Raw genomic sequence first — 18,188 nt, 5'->3', positions numbered from 1 at the left:
GGCCCGTCACACGCTCGAGAAGGGGGCGGCCAACTGGTGCATGGGCCTGCGCATATGTCACCCACCACTCTGGTGAGGTGCTGAGTGTCACCCTCGGTGATCCGACTCCGCCCTCGTCTACGGTGGTGGCGATGACGACGATGCTCACCTGGCAGGCCGACGGAGGCCATGGGCTCGAAGGTGCGCGCCTGCTGCTCCAATCCCACGGCTATCGCGCCCTGGGCCGGATGGTCAAGGCAGAGCCCGAAGGCGACTTCACCGCCTCCTACCGGCTGATCGTCGGAGAGGGCGGCGAACTGGTGCGGCTCTCGGTCACCGCGGCCACCGCGGCGCGCGAACGTCACCTGACGATCAACCGCACCGACGACGGCGTCTGGCTTCTCGACACCGGCACGGGCGGCGGCACCACCCGCACCGACTTCGCGGGCATCGTGGATGTCGATCTCGAGTACAGCGCGATGTTCAACACGTTGCCGATCCGCCGTCTCAACCTGCATCGGCAGGCCGGTGAGCACGTCATCCGGATGGTGCTCGTCTCGTTGCCCGACCTCGACGTCGAGGTGGTCGAGCAGGTCTACCGCACCGTGTCCGTGCTGGACGAGCACACCGGCGAGGCGGTGATGGAGTTCCGCACCGGCGATTTCGTGGCGGAGCTGGTGGTCGACGCCGACGGCGTGGTGCTCAGCTACCCGGGTATCGCCACGAGGCTCCTGCAAGGGTCCACGCCCGCAGCCGGCTGACCCGGCGCCCGGCTCAGTCCTTCCAGCCGACCACGGCGTCACCGCGGCGGCCGATGTCCCGCAGCGCCGACAGCGACGAGCGACGTTTCACCTGCATGCCCTGTGGGTCGCGGGCGGCTGCCCACCGTTGCCGTCCGGCGTGCCCGGCGTGCACCGTGGCTGCCAGCCCTCCCGTCGAGGCCAGCGCCCCGCGCATCGCGCCGAGCCGGCCCAGTGCGTCGTCCACCGCCCCGAGCAGGGCGTCGCGGTTGCCCTCGCACATCGCGAGCACCAGCTCCGGCCGGGTGCCGGCCACACGGGTGCCGTCGGCGAACGAGGACGCGGCGAGTGCCAGCGGCAGCTCGTCGTCGCCCGCCGCGCCCACAGCGGCGAGCACGGCCGCCAGCAGGTGCGGCAGGTGCGACACCCGGGCCACGGCGATGTCGTGCTCGTCGGTGGCCGCGGGCACCACGCGCGCCCCGCATGCCCACGCCAGCTCGGCGACGTCGGCCCATACGTCGAGGTCGAGACCGTCGTCGGAGGCCACCACCCAGGCCGCGCCGGCGAAGAGGTCCGCCTTGCCCGCGGTCCAGCCGGACTCCGCGGTGCCGGCCATCGGGTGGCCACCCACGAAACGGGCCCGCGGGGCGTACCGCGCGACGGCATCGACCACGGCGACCTTGACGCTCACCGTGTCGGTGAGGCGGCAGGTCGGCGCCACCGCGTCGACACGGCGCAGCACGTCGGGCAGCGCCGGGAGCGGCACGGCCAGCACGACGAGCGCGTCGGTCTCGACAGCCCGGCGGAGCGCCGCGTCGGTGTCGGTGGTGACGTCGAACCCGTCGGCATGCGCGTCCGCCGCGTCCGCCTCAGTGCTCGCGCCCCACACCGTCCGACCGGCCTGCTCGGCGGCCCGCAGCAGCGAGCCCCCGATCAGCCCGGCGCCGATCACGCACACCGCACGTTGCGTCACCCCACGAGAGTATTCGCTGCGCAACCCCGGTCAGTCCCGGGCCAGCGCCGCCGCGACGCGCAGCACCCCACGCTCCTCCAGCTTGACGCCGACGATCTGCACCCCGGCCGGCAGGCCGCCATCGGGTACGTCACCGGGAACCGACACGGCGGGCCACCCTGTGAGGTTGAACGGCAGCGTGAGAGCGAGCAACTGTGCCCGCACGAGCACGCTGCGACCGTCGACGTCGACGTCGGCCACTCCCACGGGGGTGGCGCGCAGCCGTGTGGTGGGCAGGACGAGTACGTCGACGTCCCCGACGGCCTCCCGCATCGCGACCGCGAGCCGACGCCTGGTCCGCATTGCGTCGACGTACTCGCGGGCCGGCTGCTCGGCATAGGGCATGAGCCGTTCCCTGGTGACGTCCTGGTAGGCCTCCGGGCGCTCGGCGAGCCACGTCGCATGGGTGGCGTAGGCCTCGGCACCGACGATCACCGGGTAGGTGGCGGCGAGCTCGTCGATCATGGGCGTGCTCACCTCGACCACGGACGCGCCGCGGGCCCGCAGCGTCTCGACGGCGGCGTCCACCGCTGACGTGAGCGCCGGGTCGTAGGCCCGCCAGTAGTCGTCGACGAGCACGCCGACGCGGACACCGGTGACGCCGGGGGCCTGGATCCCTCCGCCGGTGCCGTCCGGCCTGCTCAGCACGTCCCAGGCCACTCCGGCGGCGTGCGCGTCCGCAGCGAGCACGCCGACGTGGTCGCAGGTCTCGGAGAGCGGGAACACGCCGTCCGTGGAGAGCGTGCCGAAGGCCGGCTTCAACCCGACGACGCCACACAGCGCCGCCGGCGTCCGGACGCTCGCACCGGTGTCGGTGCCGAGCGCGAGGGTCAGATGCCCGGCGGCGATCGCGGCCGCAGGACCCGAGGACGAGCCGCCGGTGATCCGGGTGCGGTCGTGCGGGTTGAGTGCGGGGCCGGTGGCGGCGGCGTCCCCGGTGGGGCCGTAGGCGAACTCGTGGGTGTGCAGCTTCGCCACCACAACCGCACCCGCGGCGCGTAGCCGCGCGACGACCGGGGCGTCGGCGGTGGCCGGTGGTGCGTCGGCCAGCACGTTCGAACCCGCTCTTGTCGGTAGCCCGGCCACGTCGAACAGGTCCTTGACCCCCACGGCCACGCCGTGCAGCGGCCCGCGCCACTCGCCGCGGGCCAACTCCTCGGCGAGCTCTTTGGCCTGCGTGACGGCTCGCTCGGCGTCGAGCGTGATCACGGCGTTGTGCTGGTCGGCGGCGAGGCGGTCGAGAGTCTCGGTGACGTGCTCGACGGGGGAGAGCGCGCCCGAACGAAGGGCCATCCCGAGCTCGCGGAGTGAGGCGATCACGAGTCCATCCTCACCCAAGGCGCCAGCAACCGTACGTCGAGCACGGTTGCGACCTACTTCGCGAGGGCGTCCAGTGCCAGCCCGGCGTAGACGGCCACTCCGGAGGCCATCGCGTCCTCGTCGAACACCACGCGATTCGAGTGGTTGGGCGGAGCGGTTCCCGGACGGACGTTCGGCGGGCAGCCCCCGAGGAACGCCAGAGCACCGGGCACCTCGGCGAGCACGTAGGAGAAGTCCTCGGCACCCATGATCGGGGTGTCCATCGTGACGACCCGATCGCGCCCGAGCACGGTGTGCGCGAGCTTGCCGACCCGGTCGGCGGCGTCGGCGTCGTTCACGGTGACCGGGTAGCCCGGCTCGATGTGCACCTCCGCGGTGCAGCCGTGAGCCATCGCGATGTACCGGCAGACGCGTTCGATCTCGCCGTGCACGGTGGCGCGAGAGGTCTCCGAGAGGGTGCGCACCGTGCCTTCCATGAAGGCCGTCTCCGGGATGATGTTGTTCGTCGTGCCCGCGACGATCCGCGCGATCGTCAGCACCACGGGGTGGTGCGCGCTGACCCGCCGCGTCACCGCCGTCTGGAGCGCCCCCACCATCGCCGCGGCAGCGGGCAGTGGGTCGAGTGCGTCGTGCGGGGCGGAGGCATGGCCCCCGCGGCCACGGACCGTCACCTTGAGCGCGTCGGCCGCCGCCATCAACGGCCCCGGTCGGACGTGCACCTCGCCCGACGGGAGTGTGGCGCTGATGTGCAGCGCGTAGGCGGCGTCGGGGCGCCCGGCGGGCCCTGTGCGGTCCAGCAGGCCCTCGTCGATCATGTACCGGGCCCCGTGGAAGCCCTCCTCGCCCGGCTGGAACATGAAGAGCACCCGTCCGGCGAAGTCGTTTCGCCGCGCAGCCAGCACCCGGGCCGCCGAGGCGAGCATCGCCACGTGCGTGTCGTGACCACAGGCGTGCATGGCGCCGTCCGTCTCGGAGGCGAACGCCAGCCCCGTGTCCTCAGCCAGCGGGAGCGCGTCCATGTCGCCGCGCAGGAGCACCGTCGGTCCGGGCCGAGCGCCCTCCAGCACGGCCACCACCGAGCTGACGGAACGACCCAGATGCACCTGCAGCGGGAGGTCCGCGAGAGCGGCGACGACCGCATCCCGGGTGTGGGGAAGGTCGAGTCCGAGCTCGGGACGGCGGTGGAGGGCGCGGCGCAGCGCCACCGTCCGTGGCTGGACGCCGCGAGCCTGGGAACGGAGGGTGGTGAGCAATGCGACATCCGGTGGCATGAGGGCGATCTTGGCAGCTCTGGCAGGTGACGAGCAGGTTCACTTCTAGTTGTGGTTTGGACCACAGTCGGTCGGAGGCTTACCGTAGTGGCATGGCGGTGCAGAGCATCGAGTCGCGCGCAGAGGTGCGTGAACAAGCCCTGCCCGGATATGCCGTAGCGGCTATCCGGGAGGACGGGCAGTGGCGTTGCTCGCGGATGTCGGCCGACGCGCTCGTCGACCTGGACACGGCGATCACCGAGCTGAGGGAGCTTCGCTCCACCGGAGCGGTCCTCGGTCTGCTCGATGTCGACGACGAGTTCTTCGTCCTGTTGCGGCCCACCCCGGGTGGCATCTCGCTGATGGTGTCCGACGCCGTCGCGGCGCTGGATTACGACGTGGCGGCCGATGTCCTCGACCTACTGCGGCTGGAGCTGCCGCCGGAGGACGAAGCCCTCGACGCCCCGCCGTGGCCCGAGGGCGACCTCGCGATCCTCGCCGACCTCGGGCTTCCCGCCGACGAGCTGGAAGTGCTCGCGGGCGAGGTCGAGCTCTACCCCGACGAGCAGTTGGCCGCGATCGGGCGCCGTTGCGGGTTCGCCGATGCGCTTGCCGAGGTCGTCGACGCGCGGTGACCCCAGCGTGGGGCTCCGGCTCGGCGTCCAGCGGCCCGCTCTCCGCCGCAGCGGACGAGGCGCTGGTACGGCGCGCCATCGAGGTCGCAGGGGCCGCGCCCCGCACCGGTGACGTGCCGATCGGCGCCGTGGTCGTCGACCCCGAAGGGCGTGAGCTTGCCGTGGCGTGCAATGCCCGGGAGGCCTTGGGCGACCCCACGGCACACGCCGAGCTGCTGGCGTTGCGGGCGGCTGCCGCTGTGCGAGGGGAGTGGCGCCTCGAGGGCTGCACCCTCGCCGTGACGGTCGAGCCCTGCACGATGTGTGCGGGAGCGATCGGGTTGGCCAGGGTGGCGCGCGTGGTGTTCGGGGCGTGGGAACCGAAGACCGGTGCGGCGGGCTCACTGTGGGACGTACTGCGCGACCGCAGGCAAAGCCACCGGCCCGAGGTGGTCGGCGGGGTGCTGGAGCAGGAATGCGCGGCCCTGCTGGTGTCATTCTTCGCGGGCTTCCGCTGAGCACGCGCTAGCCTGCGCCAGTGGACCAGGTGGTGGTGCAACAGACCCGCGTCGGGGCGTACGTCGTCTGTGTGCGTGATGGTTCGCTGCTGCTCGTCCGGTTCAGCCGCAGCGATCGCTGGACGTTGCCCGGTGGCGGGCTCGATCACGGTGAGCGGCCCGAGGACGGGGCCGTGCGTGAGGTCGAGGAGGAGACCGGTCTGCAGATCGCGCTCGGCCCGGTGATCGGGGTCGACTCGACGCGCTGGGACCGGACGAGCGACGGCAGCCCGATCGACATGCACGCCCTGCGGATCCTCTACACCGCCGAGGTGATCGGTGGCTCGTTGCGCGACGAGATCGATGGCAGCACGGACCGTGCCGAGTGGGTGCCGCTCGCCGACCTGGCCAACCGGCCTCACATCGGGCTGGTCGACATCGGGCTCGCCGCAGCCGGCCACGCCTGACCGCTACAGGTCGTCGAGGTCGTCCTGTAGTGGATGGTCCAGCCGTACACGCGGGAGGTCGGCGAAACCACCCTTGACCGCCGCTCGCCTGATCGGGAGCACGGCTCCGGGCCGGCGCGAGGGCGGGACCAGCACGGCGACGACCTCGCCGTTGTTCGTCACCGTGATCGTCTCGCCTGCCTGCACTTCGCGGAGTACCGCGCTGCTGTTGTTGCGCAGTTCGTGGTGCGGGATCGTCCTGCCCATGAGCTCACTCCCGTAGCAATCACACCAGGCGGCCCGCTGCGATCACCCGGGCGAGGAACTGCCGGGTGCGCTCGTGGACCGGATCGCCCAGCACCTGACCCGGTGGGCCCGACTCCAGCACGCGGCCGCCGTCGAGGAAGCACACCCGGTCGGACACCTGCCTGGCGAAGCCCATCTCGTGGGTAGCCATGAGGATCGTGATGCCCGTCTCGGCCAGCTCCCGGACGATCGTGAGCACCTCGCCGACCAACTCGGGGTCCAGGGCTGAGGTGATCTCGTCGAGGAGCAGAAGCCGCGGCCGCACCGCGAGCGCGCGGGCGATCGCCACCCGTTGCTGCTGTCCCCCCGAGAGCCGGTCCGGGTAGGCGTCGGCGAACGCGCCGAGCCCGACCCGGCGGAGCAGTTCGTGGGCCCGATCGTCCGCCTCGGCCCCCGGCAGGCGGTGCACCACCCGAGGCGCCAGCGCCACGTTCTGGACGGCGGTCATGTGCGGGAACAGGTTGAACGCCTGGAACACGATCGCCATCCGCCGCTGGGCGGCGGCGACGTCGGCGCGCGGGTCGGAGACGTCCACGCCGTCGAGGAGGACCAGCCCGTCGTCGATCTCCTCGAGCAGGTCCACACAGCGCAGGAGGGTGGACTTCCCCGAGCCCGACGCACCGATCAGCGTGACCACCTGATGCTCGTCGACGGTGAGGTCGACACCGTCGAGCACGGTGGCCGCGCCGTAGCGTTTGACCACCCCGCGTACGCCGTAGCGTTTGACCACCCCGCGTACCTCGAGTACGGGGGTCATGACCATCCCTGCCTGCGGGCCGCCCGCGCTGCCACGGCGTCGGCGACCCGGCCGGTCGGGATCGCGAGCAGCACGAACAGCAGCGCCGCCACCACGTACGGCGTGAAGTTGAACGTGCGGGCCGACTCGATCTGGGCGGCGCGGATCGCGTCCACGGCGCCGAGCACGGAGATGAGCCCGACGTCCTTCTGCAGCGCGACGAAGTCGTTGAGCAGCGGTGGCAGCACCCGGCGCACCGCCTGCGGCAGCACCACCAGCCGCATGGACTGGCGGTGGGTGAGCCCGAGCGAGCGCGCCGCCGCCCGTTGCGAAGGATGGATCGACTCGATGCCGGCTCGGAAGACCTCAGCCACGTACGCGGAGTAGACGAGAATCAGCGTGATCGTCCCCAGCACCGCGGTGTCGGTCGGCACGCCCGAGAGCCGCAGTGCCGGCACTCCGAACCCGATCAGGTACAGCGCGATGAGCAGCGGCAGCCCACGGAACAGGTCGACGTAGCCGGTGGCCAGCGCCCGCACCGGGAGGAACACCGGTCCCCGCAGCGTGCGCAGCACCGCGATCACCAGCCCGAACGCCAGGATCCCGATCTCGGCCACCACGAGCACGCGGATGTTGAGCCAGAGACCGTCGAGCACGGCGGGTAGCGACGCCCAGGCCACGTGCGCGTCGAAGAACGTCTCGCGCACCCGCGGCCAGCCGGGTGAGCTCGCGATCCCGGCGCCGACCGCCCCGGCGAACACGAGCGTGGACGCGAACGCGACCAGGGTGGAGCGCCGGGCACGCGAGCGCCGGTAGGCGAACCGCTCCCGCGCGAGCGGACTCAGCTCCGTCGTGCCCGGCGCCGCACTCACCGCAGTTCCGGTGCCGACCCCGCTGAGGCGAGCCACTGCTGCTCCAGCTGGTCGAGAGTGCCGGCTGTCCGTAGCCGCTCGACGGCGTCGGAGACACATCCGGTGAGCGGGCTGCCCTTGTCCAAGATGGCGCCGAACTGCTCGGGTGTGCCGGGGGCAGCCGGTAGCTGTCCGATGATCTTGCCGTCGGTCAGCTCGGCCGAGGTCATGTAGAACGCCGTGGGCAGGTCCACGACGATCGCGTCGACCTGGCCGTTCGTGAGCGCAAGCTTGGCGTCGTCGTTGGTGTTGAACACGGCCGGCTGGGTCGTAGGTGCGATCTCGGAGGCGATCGCGTCGTAGCTGGTGGTGCCCACCTGCGCACCGAGCCGGGCGTTCTTCAGCCCGTCGATCGAGGTCGCGCCGGCGAACCGGCTGGACGTCACGGTGACCACGGCCTGTTTGACGTCGTAGTAGGGGGCCGAGAAGTCGACGGCCTGCCGCCGCTCGTCGGTGATCGAGAACTCCGTGAGGTTCAGGTCGAAGGTCTTGGGCCCGGGCTGGACGGCGGCGTTGAAGGGCACACGGATCCACGTGACCTTGTCGCGGGGATATCCGAGCTGGTCGGCGATCGCGTAGGCGACGGCGCTCTCGAAACCACGGCCTGACGTCGGGTCGTCGTCGATGTACCACGGTGGGTAGACGGGCTCGTCCGTTCCCACGGTGAGGGTGCCGGCGGTGCGGGTCGGTAGCGCCCCCGGTGCGCACGAGGCGCCCGCGGCCGGTGCGGTGTCGTTGGTGTCCGCCGGGGCGCAGCCCGCGGCGAGGACGAGCGCGACCGCCACGAGCAGACGTCGGGCGGGGAGTGGAGAGGGCACGAGGGGATTCTCGCCCGTGGGAGCAAGTGGCGTCGATGATCGTCGCCACGCGGGGTGCCCGGGCCCGGGCGCGCACCTGCTGCGCACCTGGGCCCGGGACCGCCGAGGGCGGTCAGTGGGTCTGAGGCCTCCCGAACCGCTGCTTCGTCGCCTCGACGTCGAGGCCGTGCAGTCGCAGCAGGTTCTCCCCGAGGATCTTGCGTTTTGCCTGGTCGGTGAGCTGCGGGTAGCCGTAGCCGTCGCAGAGGTCCTGCGGGATCTGGAAGTCCATGAATGCCTTGATCGCCCACTGCGGGTGGAAGATCGGTGCTTCCGACCCGTAGACGATCTTGTCCTCACCGCACCAGAACAGCAGCTTTCCGAGGATCTCGGCGAACATCCGCGGCGCCCGGACGAGGAAGTTGATGGTCGCCGCGAGCGAGGCGTGCAGATTCGGGTACCGGATCAGCTGCCAGCAGGTCTCGTCGATGAACGGCAGCCCGACGTGATAGATCACGAAGTCGATGTCCGGGAAGTTGGCTGCGGCGCCGTCCATGTCCCAGGTCTGGGTGTGTTCGATCGGCTGTGGTCCCAGCGGCACACCCTTGTGCACACCGATCAGGTTGACGCCGAGCTCCTGCGCCTTCTCGAAGATCGGGAACGCGATCTTCGGGTCGTCCATCCGCCAGGGGAATGGCGAGCCGTAGTCGTAGCGGACGTTGTAGAACTTGAACGCCTTGGCGCCGAACTCCTTGACCTGGCGTTCCATGAGGTCGAGCGCCTTGCGACCCTCGAGCGGATTCACCGAGCCCCACAAGATCGTGCGGTCGGGGTCACGGGCGGCCAGCTCCGCGCATTCCTCCCACGGTGAGAGACCGTCGCGGTAGAGGTCGGTGAGCGGCAACGGCATGGCCACGAGCATGTCCGTGTCGGACTGGTCGTAGATCATCTGCCGGATGTCCGACGGCGTCCAGTCCTTCAGGAACTCGTCCGCCGAGAGCTTCGGTTCCGTATCCGGAGTGAGCGTCGCGTGGAAGGCGTAGAGGTGGTTGGAGAACATCTCGCCCGGTTTGCCGAAGGCGTTCTTGGGCGAGAAGTTGAACGGGTGTGCGACCCCGTCGAACACGAATGCGTCGCCGATCATCAGATGGCCTCCTCGACCTGGGGACGGTGCGCCGCGACGTAGGCGTCACGGTCGGGCACGGCGGTGGGGGTGGGCAGGAAGCGGAGCTTGCGCACGGCCGACTCGGACAGCCGGTCGCTGGTCCAGGCCTCGTCCCAGACGATCTCGACCTCGGCGCTCTCCACGCCGGGCTGCGCCGTGATCGCCTCCTCCACCTCGGTGAGCACGCGAGCGGCGAACGGGCACCACCCCGATGTCAGCAACAGTTCGACCCGGGCGTGGCCGTCGCGCAGGGCCACCGACCGGAGCAGGCCCATGTCGACGACCGATATGCCCTTCTCCCGGCAGCACGGGTCGTAGACGTCCGACAGGGCGGCGGTAGCCCAGTCGGGAACGGCCGGATGTGCGGCGTGCGGATCCATGCAGTGATCGTGTGACGCCGCTCTCATGTCCGGAAGGGCGGTGATTTCAGATGGTGCGCCGACCGGTCAGGGCAGCCTCACTCGATGGTGAGCGCCCGCGAGACCCGCGCCGCGCACGCACGGAGCGTCTGACGGGGCACGTCCGGTCGCCGAAGCGCCCCGGGCGACGTGACCACGCCGAGTGCGCCGACACCGTCCACCGTGGTCACCGGCGCGGCGAGGCAGCAGACGCCCACGGCGTACTCCTCGTCGTCGACGGCGAGGGCGTCCGGAGCGGGTAGCCGGTCGCGGAGCCGTCGACGGTCGACGACGGTGCGCGGGGTGAGATCGTGCAACGGGTGCCGGGCCAGGTAGTCCTCCCGGTCCGCAGCGGTGAGCTGACCGAGGATCGACTTGCCCAGCGCCGTGGCGTGGGCGGCATGGTGGATCCCGACCCAGAGGTCGATGCGCGGCGCCCGCGGGCTGTCGATGATCTCGACGACGACGATCTCGCCGTCGACGTGGCGGGCGAGGTAGACCGCGCTGCACAACTCGTCGCGCAACCACTCCAGAGCCGGACGGGCGCGCGCGACCCCACGGGCCGCCGTCCCGTGGCTGCGGACGACGTCGATCCGGTGCCCGAGCACGTACGACCCGTCGTCGAGTCGCTGCAGGTAGCCCTCATGGGTCAGGGTGCGCAACAGGTGGTAGGTGGTCGGGAGCGGCAACCCGGTGGCCCGTGCGAGCTCCTTGGCGGGCGCGCGACCGTCCCGCTCGGCGACGACCTCCAGCAACCGCAGGGCACGCTGCACCGACTGGATGAGGGTCGGACCGCTCTGCTCGCCCACGTCACCGCTCCTTCGCGGGGTGTCCCGCTCCGGAGCCTGGCAGAACGTCGCCGTGATGGGAACGGCCCGCCCGCGCTTTGCACGCCGGACCTGATCGTCGCAGGGTCCTCCGGGCTCTGCGAGGACCGTGCGAAGCGCGCCGACGGCACCTTGTAAGCTCATCGGCGGTAGCGTGTCCGAGCGGCCGAAGGAGCACGCCTCGAAAGCGTGTGAGGTGCAAGCCTCCGTGGGTTCAAATCCCACCGCTACCGCCAGCCTGAACAGGCGAAACGCCGGGAAGGTCCACACGGACCCGACCGGCGTTTCTGCTTCCAGCCCGTGAACAAGCGCCGGCCCGGTACGAGTGCGGGCGCCCGGTCGCCCGGGCTGGGGCGGAGGAACTACCGCTCCGCCGAGGACTGCCGGCGGCGGGTGGCGTGCAGGCTACCGAGCAGGGAGAGCGCCTGGGCAGACGCGCTTTCCGGTACGGCGTGGTAGATCACCAGCAACTGTCCCGGGGCTCCGCGGACGTCGAAGGACTGGTAGGTGAGCGAGAGGGTCCCGACGTCGGGATGGTCGAGTTCGTTGGCGTCCTGGGTCTTTCCGTAGACGGTGTGTGAAGACCAGAGCGCGGCGAAGTCCTCGCTCGCTTCGGTCAAGGAGCGCACCAGATCGCGCAGGCGCGGGTAGTGCGGGTCGAGGCCCGTGGCATGGCGCAACCCGGCCACGACGGCTTCGGCCGACCTGTCCCACGGTGTGAAGAACTCCCGCGCCGCCGGATCGAGGAACGTCATGCGGGCGAGGTTGTCCACCGCCTGGAACGGGGAGAACAGCGCGTCGGCCAGGGCGTTGACCGCCAAGAAGTCCTTCGCCGGGTTCAGCACGAACGCTGGAGCGCTCGTGTATCCGTCAAGAAGCTGTCCCAGCGATTCGCTGACCGTTTCCCTGGGCGTGTTCCGGTCGCCGTCCTGCACCGTGCCGGCCAGCCGGTACAAGTGCTCACGCGCCGCATCATCCATGCGCAGAGCGCCGCTGATCGCTTCGAGGATCTGTGGCGAGGGGCTGCGCTCGCGGCCCTGTTCCAAGCGGGCGTAGTAGTCGGTGTTCATGCCCGCCAGGACGGCGACCTCCTCCCGCCGCAGCCCCGCCACCCGCCGCCGGCCGTAGGAGGCAAGCCCCACGTCGTCGGGCCGCAGGCGGGCACGGTGTGCGCGAAGGAAATCTCCCAGATCGTTGCCGGTCACCCCTCCAAGCTAAGCCGCATTCCCGGGGTTGTGCCTGGGCACGCCACCCCCAGGCACAACCCGTCCTGGCTCCCGCTTCCGCCGCCGCACAGGCTTGCCGAAGACCCCGCGAACTAACACATCCGGTCCGCGACGGCGTGCTCTTCACGAGCACCTTGTCCTCTACAAGGAAGAACGGGCATGACACCCACGGCCAAGATCTTTCTGATCACCGGCGTCAGCAGCGGCCTCGGCCGCGCCTTCGCCACCGCCGCACTCGACGCCGGCCACACCGTCGTCGGAACCGTCCGCAAGGACGCCGACACGCACGCCTTCACCGCCCTCCACCCGGAACGGGCCCACGCCCGCCACCTCGACGTCACCGACGACGAAGCCGTTTCCGCCGTGATCGGCGAGGTGGAGAAGTCCATCGGCCCCATCGACGTACTCGTCGCCAACGCCGGCTACGGCGTGGAAGGCACCTTCGAGGAAACCCCGCTGTCCGCCCTGCGCGCCCAGTTCGACGTCAACGTCTTCGGCGCCGCAGCCACCATTCAGGCCGTGCTGCCCTTCATGCGCGAGCGCCGTCGCGGACACATCCTGGCCGTCACTTCCATGGGAGGCCTGGCCACCTTCCCCGGCGTCTCCGCCTACTGCGGTAGCAAATACGCACTCGAAGGAATCCTCGAAGCCATCGGCAAAGAAGTTGCCGCCTTCGGCATCCACGTCACCGCCATCGAACCCGGATCGTTCCGCACGGACTGGGCCGGACGCTCGATGACCCGCGCGCCGCGCACCCTGGCCGACTACGACGAACTCTTCGAACCCATTCGCAACGCCCGCCGGAAAGCCAGCGGACGACAGCTCGGCGACCCGGCCCGAGCCGCCACCGCCCTGTTGCGCGTCCTCGATGCACCCGACCCGCCCGCCCACCTGGTCCTCGGCTCCGACGCCCTTCGCCTGGTCCGCGCCGGACGTGAAGCCGTCGACCACGACCTCGACACCTGGAAAGACCTCACCCTTTCCACCGACTTCCCGCAGACCGGCGAGAAGGGTCAGCAGAGCGCCGGCCGACCCCGGACCGATCAGGGCTGACGTCAAGCATCAGCCTGCGGTGATCTCACGGTCCGGTGGTGGCTGACACAGGGGTCTTTTCGTGCAGGCACCAGTCGAGTGCGGCCGGCCACGGGCCGTATCCGTCTGTGGGGGTGATGTGGCCGGCGGCGGGGAGGAGGTCGCAGTCCAGGCCGAGCGCGGCGCTCCACGCGCGCGGGTCGGCCGGCGCGTACGGATCGGTCTCCGAGACGACCACGTGCGGCGGCTCGGCCGACGCGGCGGTGAGGAGCTCACGGTCGACGCGCTCGAGCTTGAACTCTTCGTTGCCGTTGGCCGCGGTGAACGCTTGCTCACCGAGCGGGGACACCAGCAGCACCCGCGTGACGCGCAGGTCGGCAGGCAGGGTCTGGGCGGCGTGCAGCCAGAGGGCGCAGCCGAGGGAGTGACACACCACGACGCGTTCTTGGTCGCCGAGTTGGGCCAGTTCGGCGTGCAGGAGATCGATCCATTCGCTCTTCGACGGCTGCTCGGGCGCGGGAAACTGCGGATAGAGCACCTGCTCGCCCCGCCGGCGCAGGGCCTCGGTCAACCACCACAGCCAGTGCTCCCGCGGGCGACGGTGCTGCACGCCGTGCACCATGAGGAAGCGCCGCGCCAGCGGAGGCGAGCTGAACATCTCGGTCATCTATCTCCTAATTCCCGTTCCCTCGGTCCTCGATCGTCCCCCACGCCGCACCGGCCACCTCAAGGGCGGCCGCGCCGAGAAACAGTGGACCGCCGCGTCGCGGTGTGATCAGCCGGCCGTGTCTACGCGGCCGGCTCTTCGGCACGAGAGCAACCACAGAGCCACCGGGCGAACGATCTTCGTTAAGGTCGCCGCTTGTGTCAGCCGTCGCTGTGGCGCTGGGCAGGTTCTGGCGCGCGCTGCTCGCCGACCTCGACCTCTACGCGCTGATCATTGCCGGCATCCTCTTCACGATCCTCGGGGTGTCCGGGCTCGCCGACGTGCAGGATCTGTCGTCGGTCACCTTGGCCGGTTTGACGTTGCTGGCTTTCTCCCAGGCCCGGACGCGTCGCGTTGCGCTGCGCTCACCGCACGGCGGAAACCTCGGATCGGTCTTTCTCACTGACTTCCCCGCAGGCCTGTACGAGCGACGGGCGAGCGAGAAGAGCAGCTACGTATTCGTCGGGATCTCCGGCAGCAGAACGATCGGTACCGGCCGACAGGACTTCCAGAGCATGCTCGACCGAGGTGCGCGGCTCAGATTCCTGCTGCTCGACTTCGAGAACGAAGCCGCGCTGCAGACGGCGACGGTTACCGGCGCAAGCAGCCGGTCACCCGAGCGGAACCGCGACCGCATCAGGAGCGCGCTTGATGAGCTCGAGGAGTTGGTCCCTTCTCACCAGGACGCTCTGCAGGTGCGCCTGCTGCCCTTCCCTCCGACCGTCGGCGTGAACTGCTTCGGCCTGGGACGTGCCGACGGCGTCCTCTTCGTGCAGCAGCCGATCGCGTCGATCGCCGCCGAGCGGTCACCGATCTTCCGGGTCGACGCGTCGGACGGGTACTGGCACCGCCATTTCACCGCCGAGGTGGAGCGGCTCTGGTCGAAGGGACGCGTCTGGCAGGTGTCGATCAGGTGATCATCTGTTGAGGAACGGCGAGATCTTCAGAGCGGTACACCCGGCTGATCGTCGCTGGATCATCACTCGCGCAAGCCCCAGCCACGCGGTCCATGAGCGTGTCGTACTCCGGGTCGACAGCCACGAACCGGATGCTAACGGCAGGCGTGTCAGCATCTGAAGATCAACAACGGCGCCGCGCACCGAGGCGTCACTCCACCAGGGAGTACGGCTCGCAGGTTGCGTGCGTATGGGTGCAGGGCAGAGCTGGGTGCTTGCCATGGCCACCTCGGCCGGTCCAGGCTGAGAACGAAGACGGCAAGCGCGAGTCGAGCCGGCACCGATTCGCGCACCGTCCGGGGACGATCAAGGACGACGACATCGGTGACGTCGCCGACGACCCTTATCGGCCGGTACCGGCAGAAACGTACATCTGCGATCGGGACCTGCTGAAGGCGCAGACCAGGGGGCCGCCAGGGTGCCTTCGTGGTGCGCCTGAACGGTGAAAGTTCGGCGGCCCTGACACGACCGAAGGAGGCCGCGATGAGCACGGCGAATGTCGGGAGCAACGACGCGAACGTCAAGGATGTCGACCTGAAGCTCGAGGCGGTGGTCATCCCCGTCGCGGATGTCGACCGTGCGAAGGAGTTCTACGGAAGCCTCGGGTGGCGGCTCGACGCCGACTTCGCCTTCGACAACGGCTTCCGGGTCGTCCAGTTCACGCCGCCCGGCTCGGGGTGCTCGATTCAGTTCGGGACCAACATCACCCCGTCCGCGCCCGGCTCGGCGCATGGCCTCTACCTGGTCGTCTCCGACATCGAGGCTGCGCGCGACGGGCTCGCGGCTCGCGGTGTCGAGGTCAGCGAGGTGTTCCACGCCGGGACTCCGGGCGCTCAGTTCCAGCCCGACGGCAGCGGTCGCGTCAGCGAGCCCGCTCCCGATCGCGCCAGCTACGGCTCGTTCGCCACGTTCAGCGACCCGGACGGCAACGGCTGGCTGGTACAGGAGATCACGACGCGGCTGCCCGGCCGGGTCGACGCCGCCGAGACGGCATTCGCATCCGCGGCGGATCTCGCGAGCGCGCTTCGGCGTGCTGAGGCCGCCCACGGCGAACACGAGAAGCGCACAGGGCAGGCCGACGCGAACTGGCCCGACTGGTACGCCGAGTACATGGTGGCGGAGCGGGCCGGGACGGAACTGCCGACGTGAGCGGCCACGACGTTCACGGCGGCCGGCCGGAGTGAGGAGGAACAATGACGAGCGCAACCACTCCTGTTCCCGCTCAGCGCGCACCGGAACTGCTCGGACAGACCGTCGTCGTGATCGGCGGCAGCGCAGGAATCGGGCTGGAGACAGCCCGACGCGCCCGGGTCGAGGGTGCTGATGTCATCCTCACCGGCCGCAATCCCGACCGCCTCGAACAAGCGGCGCTGGAAATCGGCGCCCGAAGCACAGCGGCCTTCGACGCCAACGACGCCGCTTCGCTGGAGAGGTTCTTCCAGGACCTCCCGGCGCCGATCGATCATGTGATGGTCACGGCAGGCGGCCCCCGATACGGGCCCCTGCTCGAGATGGACTCCGCCCAGGTGCGTGAGGCGATCAGCGACCACGCGGTGCTGGCGCTCGCGGTCGCGCGCAACGCGGCCGGGAAGATGAGGCCCGGGGGCACGCTGCTGCTCATGGGCGGAACCGGCGGCCGGCGCATCGGTCACGGCCTCGGGATCGCCTCCGCCGCCACCGCCGCGCTGCCCCCGTTCACGGCGGCCCTCGCGCTGGAGCTCGCGCCGGTTCGCGTCAACCTCATCGCCGCCGGCTTCGTCGACACCCCGTTGTCGGCATCGCTGCTCGACGACCGACTCGAGGAGCGTCGCAATGAGCTACGGGAGACGCTCCCGATCGGCCGCGTCGTCGGCCCCGCCGACGTCGCCGCGCTCGCCGTCCACATCATGAGCAACACGGCGCTCACCGGTGCGACGTACGACATCGACGGTGGGCAGCAGTTCGTCTCATGAAACGCAGCCTTCGCTCACGATGAGTGCGAACCAACTGCGCTGTCCCGCCTGTTCGACGAGGCGACGCAGGCAGCGGCCAGCAGTCCGGCCGCGCCGAGGGCTGCGCTGATCCAGATCGGCGCCTGCGCCGACTGCGTGGCGTCCAATGCAAGTCCGCCGAGCGCGGGTCCGAGTGCAGCCCCCACGTTGAACGACGCCGTCGCGTAGTTCCCGCCGAGCGTCGGAGCATCGGTGGCCAGCACGAACGCTCGGGCGATCACGGTGGAACCGACGGCGAAGGACAGCGCGCCCTGCACCCCGATCGCGATCAATGCGGCGATGGGGTGGACAGCGGTGAGAGCGAAGACGGTCCAGCCGAGAACCAGCATGATTCCGCCACCCAGGATGACGACTCCTGGGTGCTGATCGGCGAGGCGACCGGCCGCCGTGGCGCCGATGAACGACCCGATTCCGAACAGCACCAGCCCGATCGGCACCGAACTCGGGTCGAGACCGGACCGGTCGGTCAGCACCGGAGCCAGATAGGTGAATGTGCAGAACGTGGCTCCGTTGACCAGTGCCCCGACCAGCAGCGTGAGCGCCAGATTCGGCCGCCGAAGGGCGCCGAGCTCGCGAACCAGTCCACCGACCCGGTGTCGACCTGCAGTCTCGGGCACGCCGAGTACGACGCCGATGATCGCGGGCAGCGAGATCAGCGCCACGGCCCAGAACGCCGAACGCCAGCCCCATGCTTGGCCCAGCAACGCCCCAGCAGGCACACCGACCACGCATGCCAGCGTTGTGCCGGCCAGCAGGAGCGCCGTCGCACGCCCGGTCCGCTCACCAGGCACCATGCGAACAGCCACAGCGAGCGCCACGGCCAGGAAGCCGGCGTTGGCGAGAGCTGAGATCACCCGCGTCACGAACAGCACGGTGAACGACGGGGTCAGTGCTCCCACGATGTGCACCGCGACGAACACAGTGAGAAAGACCAGGAGCGCGGCGCGAGGCGGGAACCGGCGGCACAGCACCGCCATCACAGGGGCTCCGACGATCATCCCGATGGCGAAAGCCGAGGTCAGGGAGCCGGCAGCCGCTGTAGAGATCCCCAGTTCAGCGGCGATCTCGGGCACCAGGCCGGCGAGCATGAACTCCGATGTCGCTTGCGCGAACACCGCTACAGCGAGCATGTACAACGCGACAGGCATGACAGAACTCCGCAACCACGAGGGGAGACCGTCGCCGGGCGCGCCGGAAACATCACGACGCGGCGCCACGCAGACGGTCGGGAACCGTGTGAGAACACGGCCTCCGGAGAAACGCCACCTGTACCGAACAA

General features: G+C 70.2%; 22 protein-coding genes and 1 tRNA gene. 9 read left to right on the top strand and 14 right to left on the bottom strand.

The window, feature by feature from the left end; translation table 11 throughout:
* The first annotated feature begins 131 nt into the window (after nucleotides 1-131).
* Nucleotides 132-740: a putative glycolipid-binding domain-containing protein gene (locus ABD743_RS31925; protein ID WP_344726399.1), complete on the top strand. Its 609-nt coding sequence runs from the start codon at nucleotides 132-134 to the stop codon at nucleotides 738-740.
* A gap of 13 nt (nucleotides 741-753) precedes the next feature.
* On the opposite strand, the gene ABD743_RS31920 is transcribed toward ABD743_RS31925, so the two are convergent.
* The 3 genes from ABD743_RS31920 to ABD743_RS31910 are packed head-to-tail and all read right to left on the bottom strand — an operon-like array spanning nucleotide 754 to nucleotide 4,322.
* Entirely contained in the window at nucleotides 754-1,692 is a 939-nt protein-coding gene (locus ABD743_RS31920; RefSeq protein WP_344726395.1) for a prephenate dehydrogenase, read from the bottom strand.
* A 30-nt stretch (nucleotides 1,693-1,722) separates the two neighbouring features.
* Nucleotides 1,723-3,051, bottom strand: coding sequence for an amidase (locus ABD743_RS31915; protein ID WP_344726393.1), 1,329 nt, complete (start codon nucleotides 3,049-3,051; stop codon nucleotides 1,723-1,725).
* Nucleotides 3,052-3,104: 53 nt separating this feature from the next.
* A complete protein-coding gene (locus ABD743_RS31910; RefSeq protein WP_344726391.1) occupies nucleotides 3,105-4,322 on the bottom strand; it encodes a M20 metallopeptidase family protein in 1,218 nt (405 codons plus the stop codon).
* A 92-nt stretch (nucleotides 4,323-4,414) separates the two neighbouring features.
* Between ABD743_RS31910 and ABD743_RS31905 the strand changes: the two genes are divergently transcribed.
* From ABD743_RS31905 to ABD743_RS31895, 3 genes are read left to right on the top strand one after another with little or no spacing between them, the layout of a single operon-like run.
* Nucleotides 4,415-4,936, top strand: a complete 522-nt coding sequence (locus tag ABD743_RS31905; RefSeq protein ID WP_344726389.1) for a tRNA adenosine deaminase-associated protein — start codon at nucleotides 4,415-4,417, stop codon at nucleotides 4,934-4,936.
* Nucleotides 4,933-5,433, top strand: a complete 501-nt coding sequence (locus ABD743_RS31900) for a nucleoside deaminase (RefSeq protein WP_379659043.1) — start codon at nucleotides 4,933-4,935, stop codon at nucleotides 5,431-5,433. The genes ABD743_RS31905 and ABD743_RS31900 overlap by 4 nt, the downstream gene beginning before the upstream one ends.
* 20 nt (nucleotides 5,434-5,453) lie before the next feature.
* Nucleotides 5,454-5,879: an NUDIX hydrolase gene (locus tag ABD743_RS31895; protein ID WP_344726387.1), complete on the top strand. Its 426-nt coding sequence runs from the start codon at nucleotides 5,454-5,456 to the stop codon at nucleotides 5,877-5,879.
* Between the two features lie 3 nt (nucleotides 5,880-5,882).
* On the opposite strand, the gene ABD743_RS31890 is transcribed toward ABD743_RS31895, so the two are convergent.
* The 7 genes from ABD743_RS31890 to ABD743_RS31860 all read right to left on the bottom strand — a co-directional run bounded on the left by ABD743_RS31890 (nucleotide 5,883) and on the right by ABD743_RS31860 (nucleotide 10,980).
* A complete protein-coding gene (locus ABD743_RS31890; protein WP_344726385.1) occupies nucleotides 5,883-6,125 on the bottom strand; it encodes a type II toxin-antitoxin system Phd/YefM family antitoxin in 243 nt (80 codons plus the stop codon).
* Nucleotides 6,126-6,144: 19 nt separating this feature from the next.
* Complete coding sequence (locus tag ABD743_RS31885; RefSeq protein WP_344726383.1) at nucleotides 6,145-6,921, bottom strand: amino acid ABC transporter ATP-binding protein; 777 nt, start codon at nucleotides 6,919-6,921, stop codon at nucleotides 6,145-6,147.
* Complete coding sequence (locus ABD743_RS31880) at nucleotides 6,918-7,808, bottom strand: amino acid ABC transporter permease (RefSeq protein WP_344726381.1); 891 nt, start codon at nucleotides 7,806-7,808, stop codon at nucleotides 6,918-6,920. The genes ABD743_RS31885 and ABD743_RS31880 overlap by 4 nt, the downstream gene beginning before the upstream one ends.
* Nucleotides 7,769-8,629, bottom strand: coding sequence for an ABC transporter substrate-binding protein (locus ABD743_RS31875; RefSeq protein WP_344726378.1), 861 nt, complete (start codon nucleotides 8,627-8,629; stop codon nucleotides 7,769-7,771). Before ABD743_RS31875 ends, ABD743_RS31880 begins: the two co-directional genes overlap by 40 nt.
* A 112-nt stretch (nucleotides 8,630-8,741) precedes the next feature.
* Entirely contained in the window at nucleotides 8,742-9,752 is a 1,011-nt protein-coding gene (locus ABD743_RS31870) for an amidohydrolase family protein (RefSeq protein ID WP_344726376.1), read from the bottom strand.
* Nucleotides 9,752-10,153 (bottom strand): metal-sulfur cluster assembly factor, encoded by a 402-nt coding sequence (locus tag ABD743_RS31865; protein ID WP_344726374.1) that lies wholly within the window; start codon nucleotides 10,151-10,153, stop codon nucleotides 9,752-9,754. Before ABD743_RS31865 ends, ABD743_RS31870 begins: the two co-directional genes overlap by 1 nt.
* 77 nt (nucleotides 10,154-10,230) lie before the next feature.
* Nucleotides 10,231-10,980, bottom strand: a complete 750-nt coding sequence (locus tag ABD743_RS31860; protein WP_241040399.1) for an IclR family transcriptional regulator — start codon at nucleotides 10,978-10,980, stop codon at nucleotides 10,231-10,233.
* 166 nt (nucleotides 10,981-11,146) lie between these two features.
* On the opposite strand from ABD743_RS31860, the gene ABD743_RS31855 reads away from it, so the two are divergent.
* Nucleotides 11,147-11,234 (top strand) — tRNA-Ser (locus ABD743_RS31855).
* A 126-nt stretch (nucleotides 11,235-11,360) separates the two neighbouring features.
* On the opposite strand, the gene ABD743_RS31850 is transcribed toward ABD743_RS31855, so the two are convergent.
* On the bottom strand, nucleotides 11,361-12,203 hold the full coding sequence (locus ABD743_RS31850) for a helix-turn-helix transcriptional regulator (RefSeq protein WP_344726372.1): 843 nt from the start codon (nucleotides 12,201-12,203) through the stop codon (nucleotides 11,361-11,363).
* A gap of 180 nt (nucleotides 12,204-12,383) precedes the next feature.
* Between ABD743_RS31850 and ABD743_RS31845 the strand changes: the two genes are divergently transcribed.
* Nucleotides 12,384-13,277 (top strand): oxidoreductase, encoded by an 894-nt coding sequence (locus ABD743_RS31845; protein ID WP_344726370.1) that lies wholly within the window; start codon nucleotides 12,384-12,386, stop codon nucleotides 13,275-13,277.
* A gap of 25 nt (nucleotides 13,278-13,302) precedes the next feature.
* Here ABD743_RS31845 and ABD743_RS31840 read toward each other — a convergent pair whose 3' ends face one another.
* A complete protein-coding gene (locus ABD743_RS31840; protein ID WP_344726368.1) occupies nucleotides 13,303-13,923 on the bottom strand; it encodes an RBBP9/YdeN family alpha/beta hydrolase in 621 nt (206 codons plus the stop codon).
* 197 nt (nucleotides 13,924-14,120) lie between these two features.
* Here ABD743_RS31840 and ABD743_RS31835 point away from each other — a divergent pair, with 197 nt between their 5' ends.
* The gene (locus ABD743_RS31835) at nucleotides 14,121-14,879 is read left to right on the top strand and encodes a hypothetical protein (protein WP_344726366.1); all 759 of its coding nucleotides are present in this window, start codon (nucleotides 14,121-14,123) and stop codon (nucleotides 14,877-14,879) included.
* Here ABD743_RS31835 and ABD743_RS31830 read toward each other — a convergent pair.
* Nucleotides 14,872-15,003: a hypothetical protein gene (locus ABD743_RS31830; protein WP_344726364.1), complete on the bottom strand. Its 132-nt coding sequence runs from the start codon at nucleotides 15,001-15,003 to the stop codon at nucleotides 14,872-14,874. The genes ABD743_RS31835 and ABD743_RS31830 overlap by 8 nt on opposite strands.
* Nucleotides 15,004-15,401: 398 nt before the next feature.
* Between ABD743_RS31830 and ABD743_RS31825 the strand changes: the two genes are divergently transcribed.
* Both ABD743_RS31825 and ABD743_RS31820 read left to right on the top strand, forming a co-directional pair.
* Entirely contained in the window at nucleotides 15,402-16,067 is a 666-nt protein-coding gene (locus tag ABD743_RS31825; RefSeq protein ID WP_344726362.1) for a VOC family protein, read from the top strand.
* A 44-nt stretch (nucleotides 16,068-16,111) separates the two neighbouring features.
* Nucleotides 16,112-16,870 (top strand): SDR family oxidoreductase, encoded by a 759-nt coding sequence (locus ABD743_RS31820; protein WP_344726360.1) that lies wholly within the window; start codon nucleotides 16,112-16,114, stop codon nucleotides 16,868-16,870.
* Nucleotides 16,871-16,884: 14 nt separating this feature from the next.
* Here ABD743_RS31820 and ABD743_RS31815 read toward each other — a convergent pair whose 3' ends face one another.
* Nucleotides 16,885-18,057 carry a Cmx/CmrA family chloramphenicol efflux MFS transporter gene (locus tag ABD743_RS31815; RefSeq protein WP_344726358.1) on the bottom strand — a complete coding sequence of 391 codons (1,173 nt, stop codon included), beginning with the start codon at nucleotides 18,055-18,057 and terminating at the stop codon, nucleotides 16,885-16,887.
* Nucleotides 18,058-18,188: the final 131 nt, after the last annotated feature.

Origin of the sequence: Pseudonocardia yunnanensis (assembly GCF_039534065.1) — a bacterium.
GTDB classification, from domain to species: domain Bacteria; phylum Actinomycetota; class Actinomycetes; order Mycobacteriales; family Pseudonocardiaceae; genus Pseudonocardia; species Pseudonocardia yunnanensis.
This window is presented reverse-complemented; position numbering and strand designations above follow the sequence as displayed.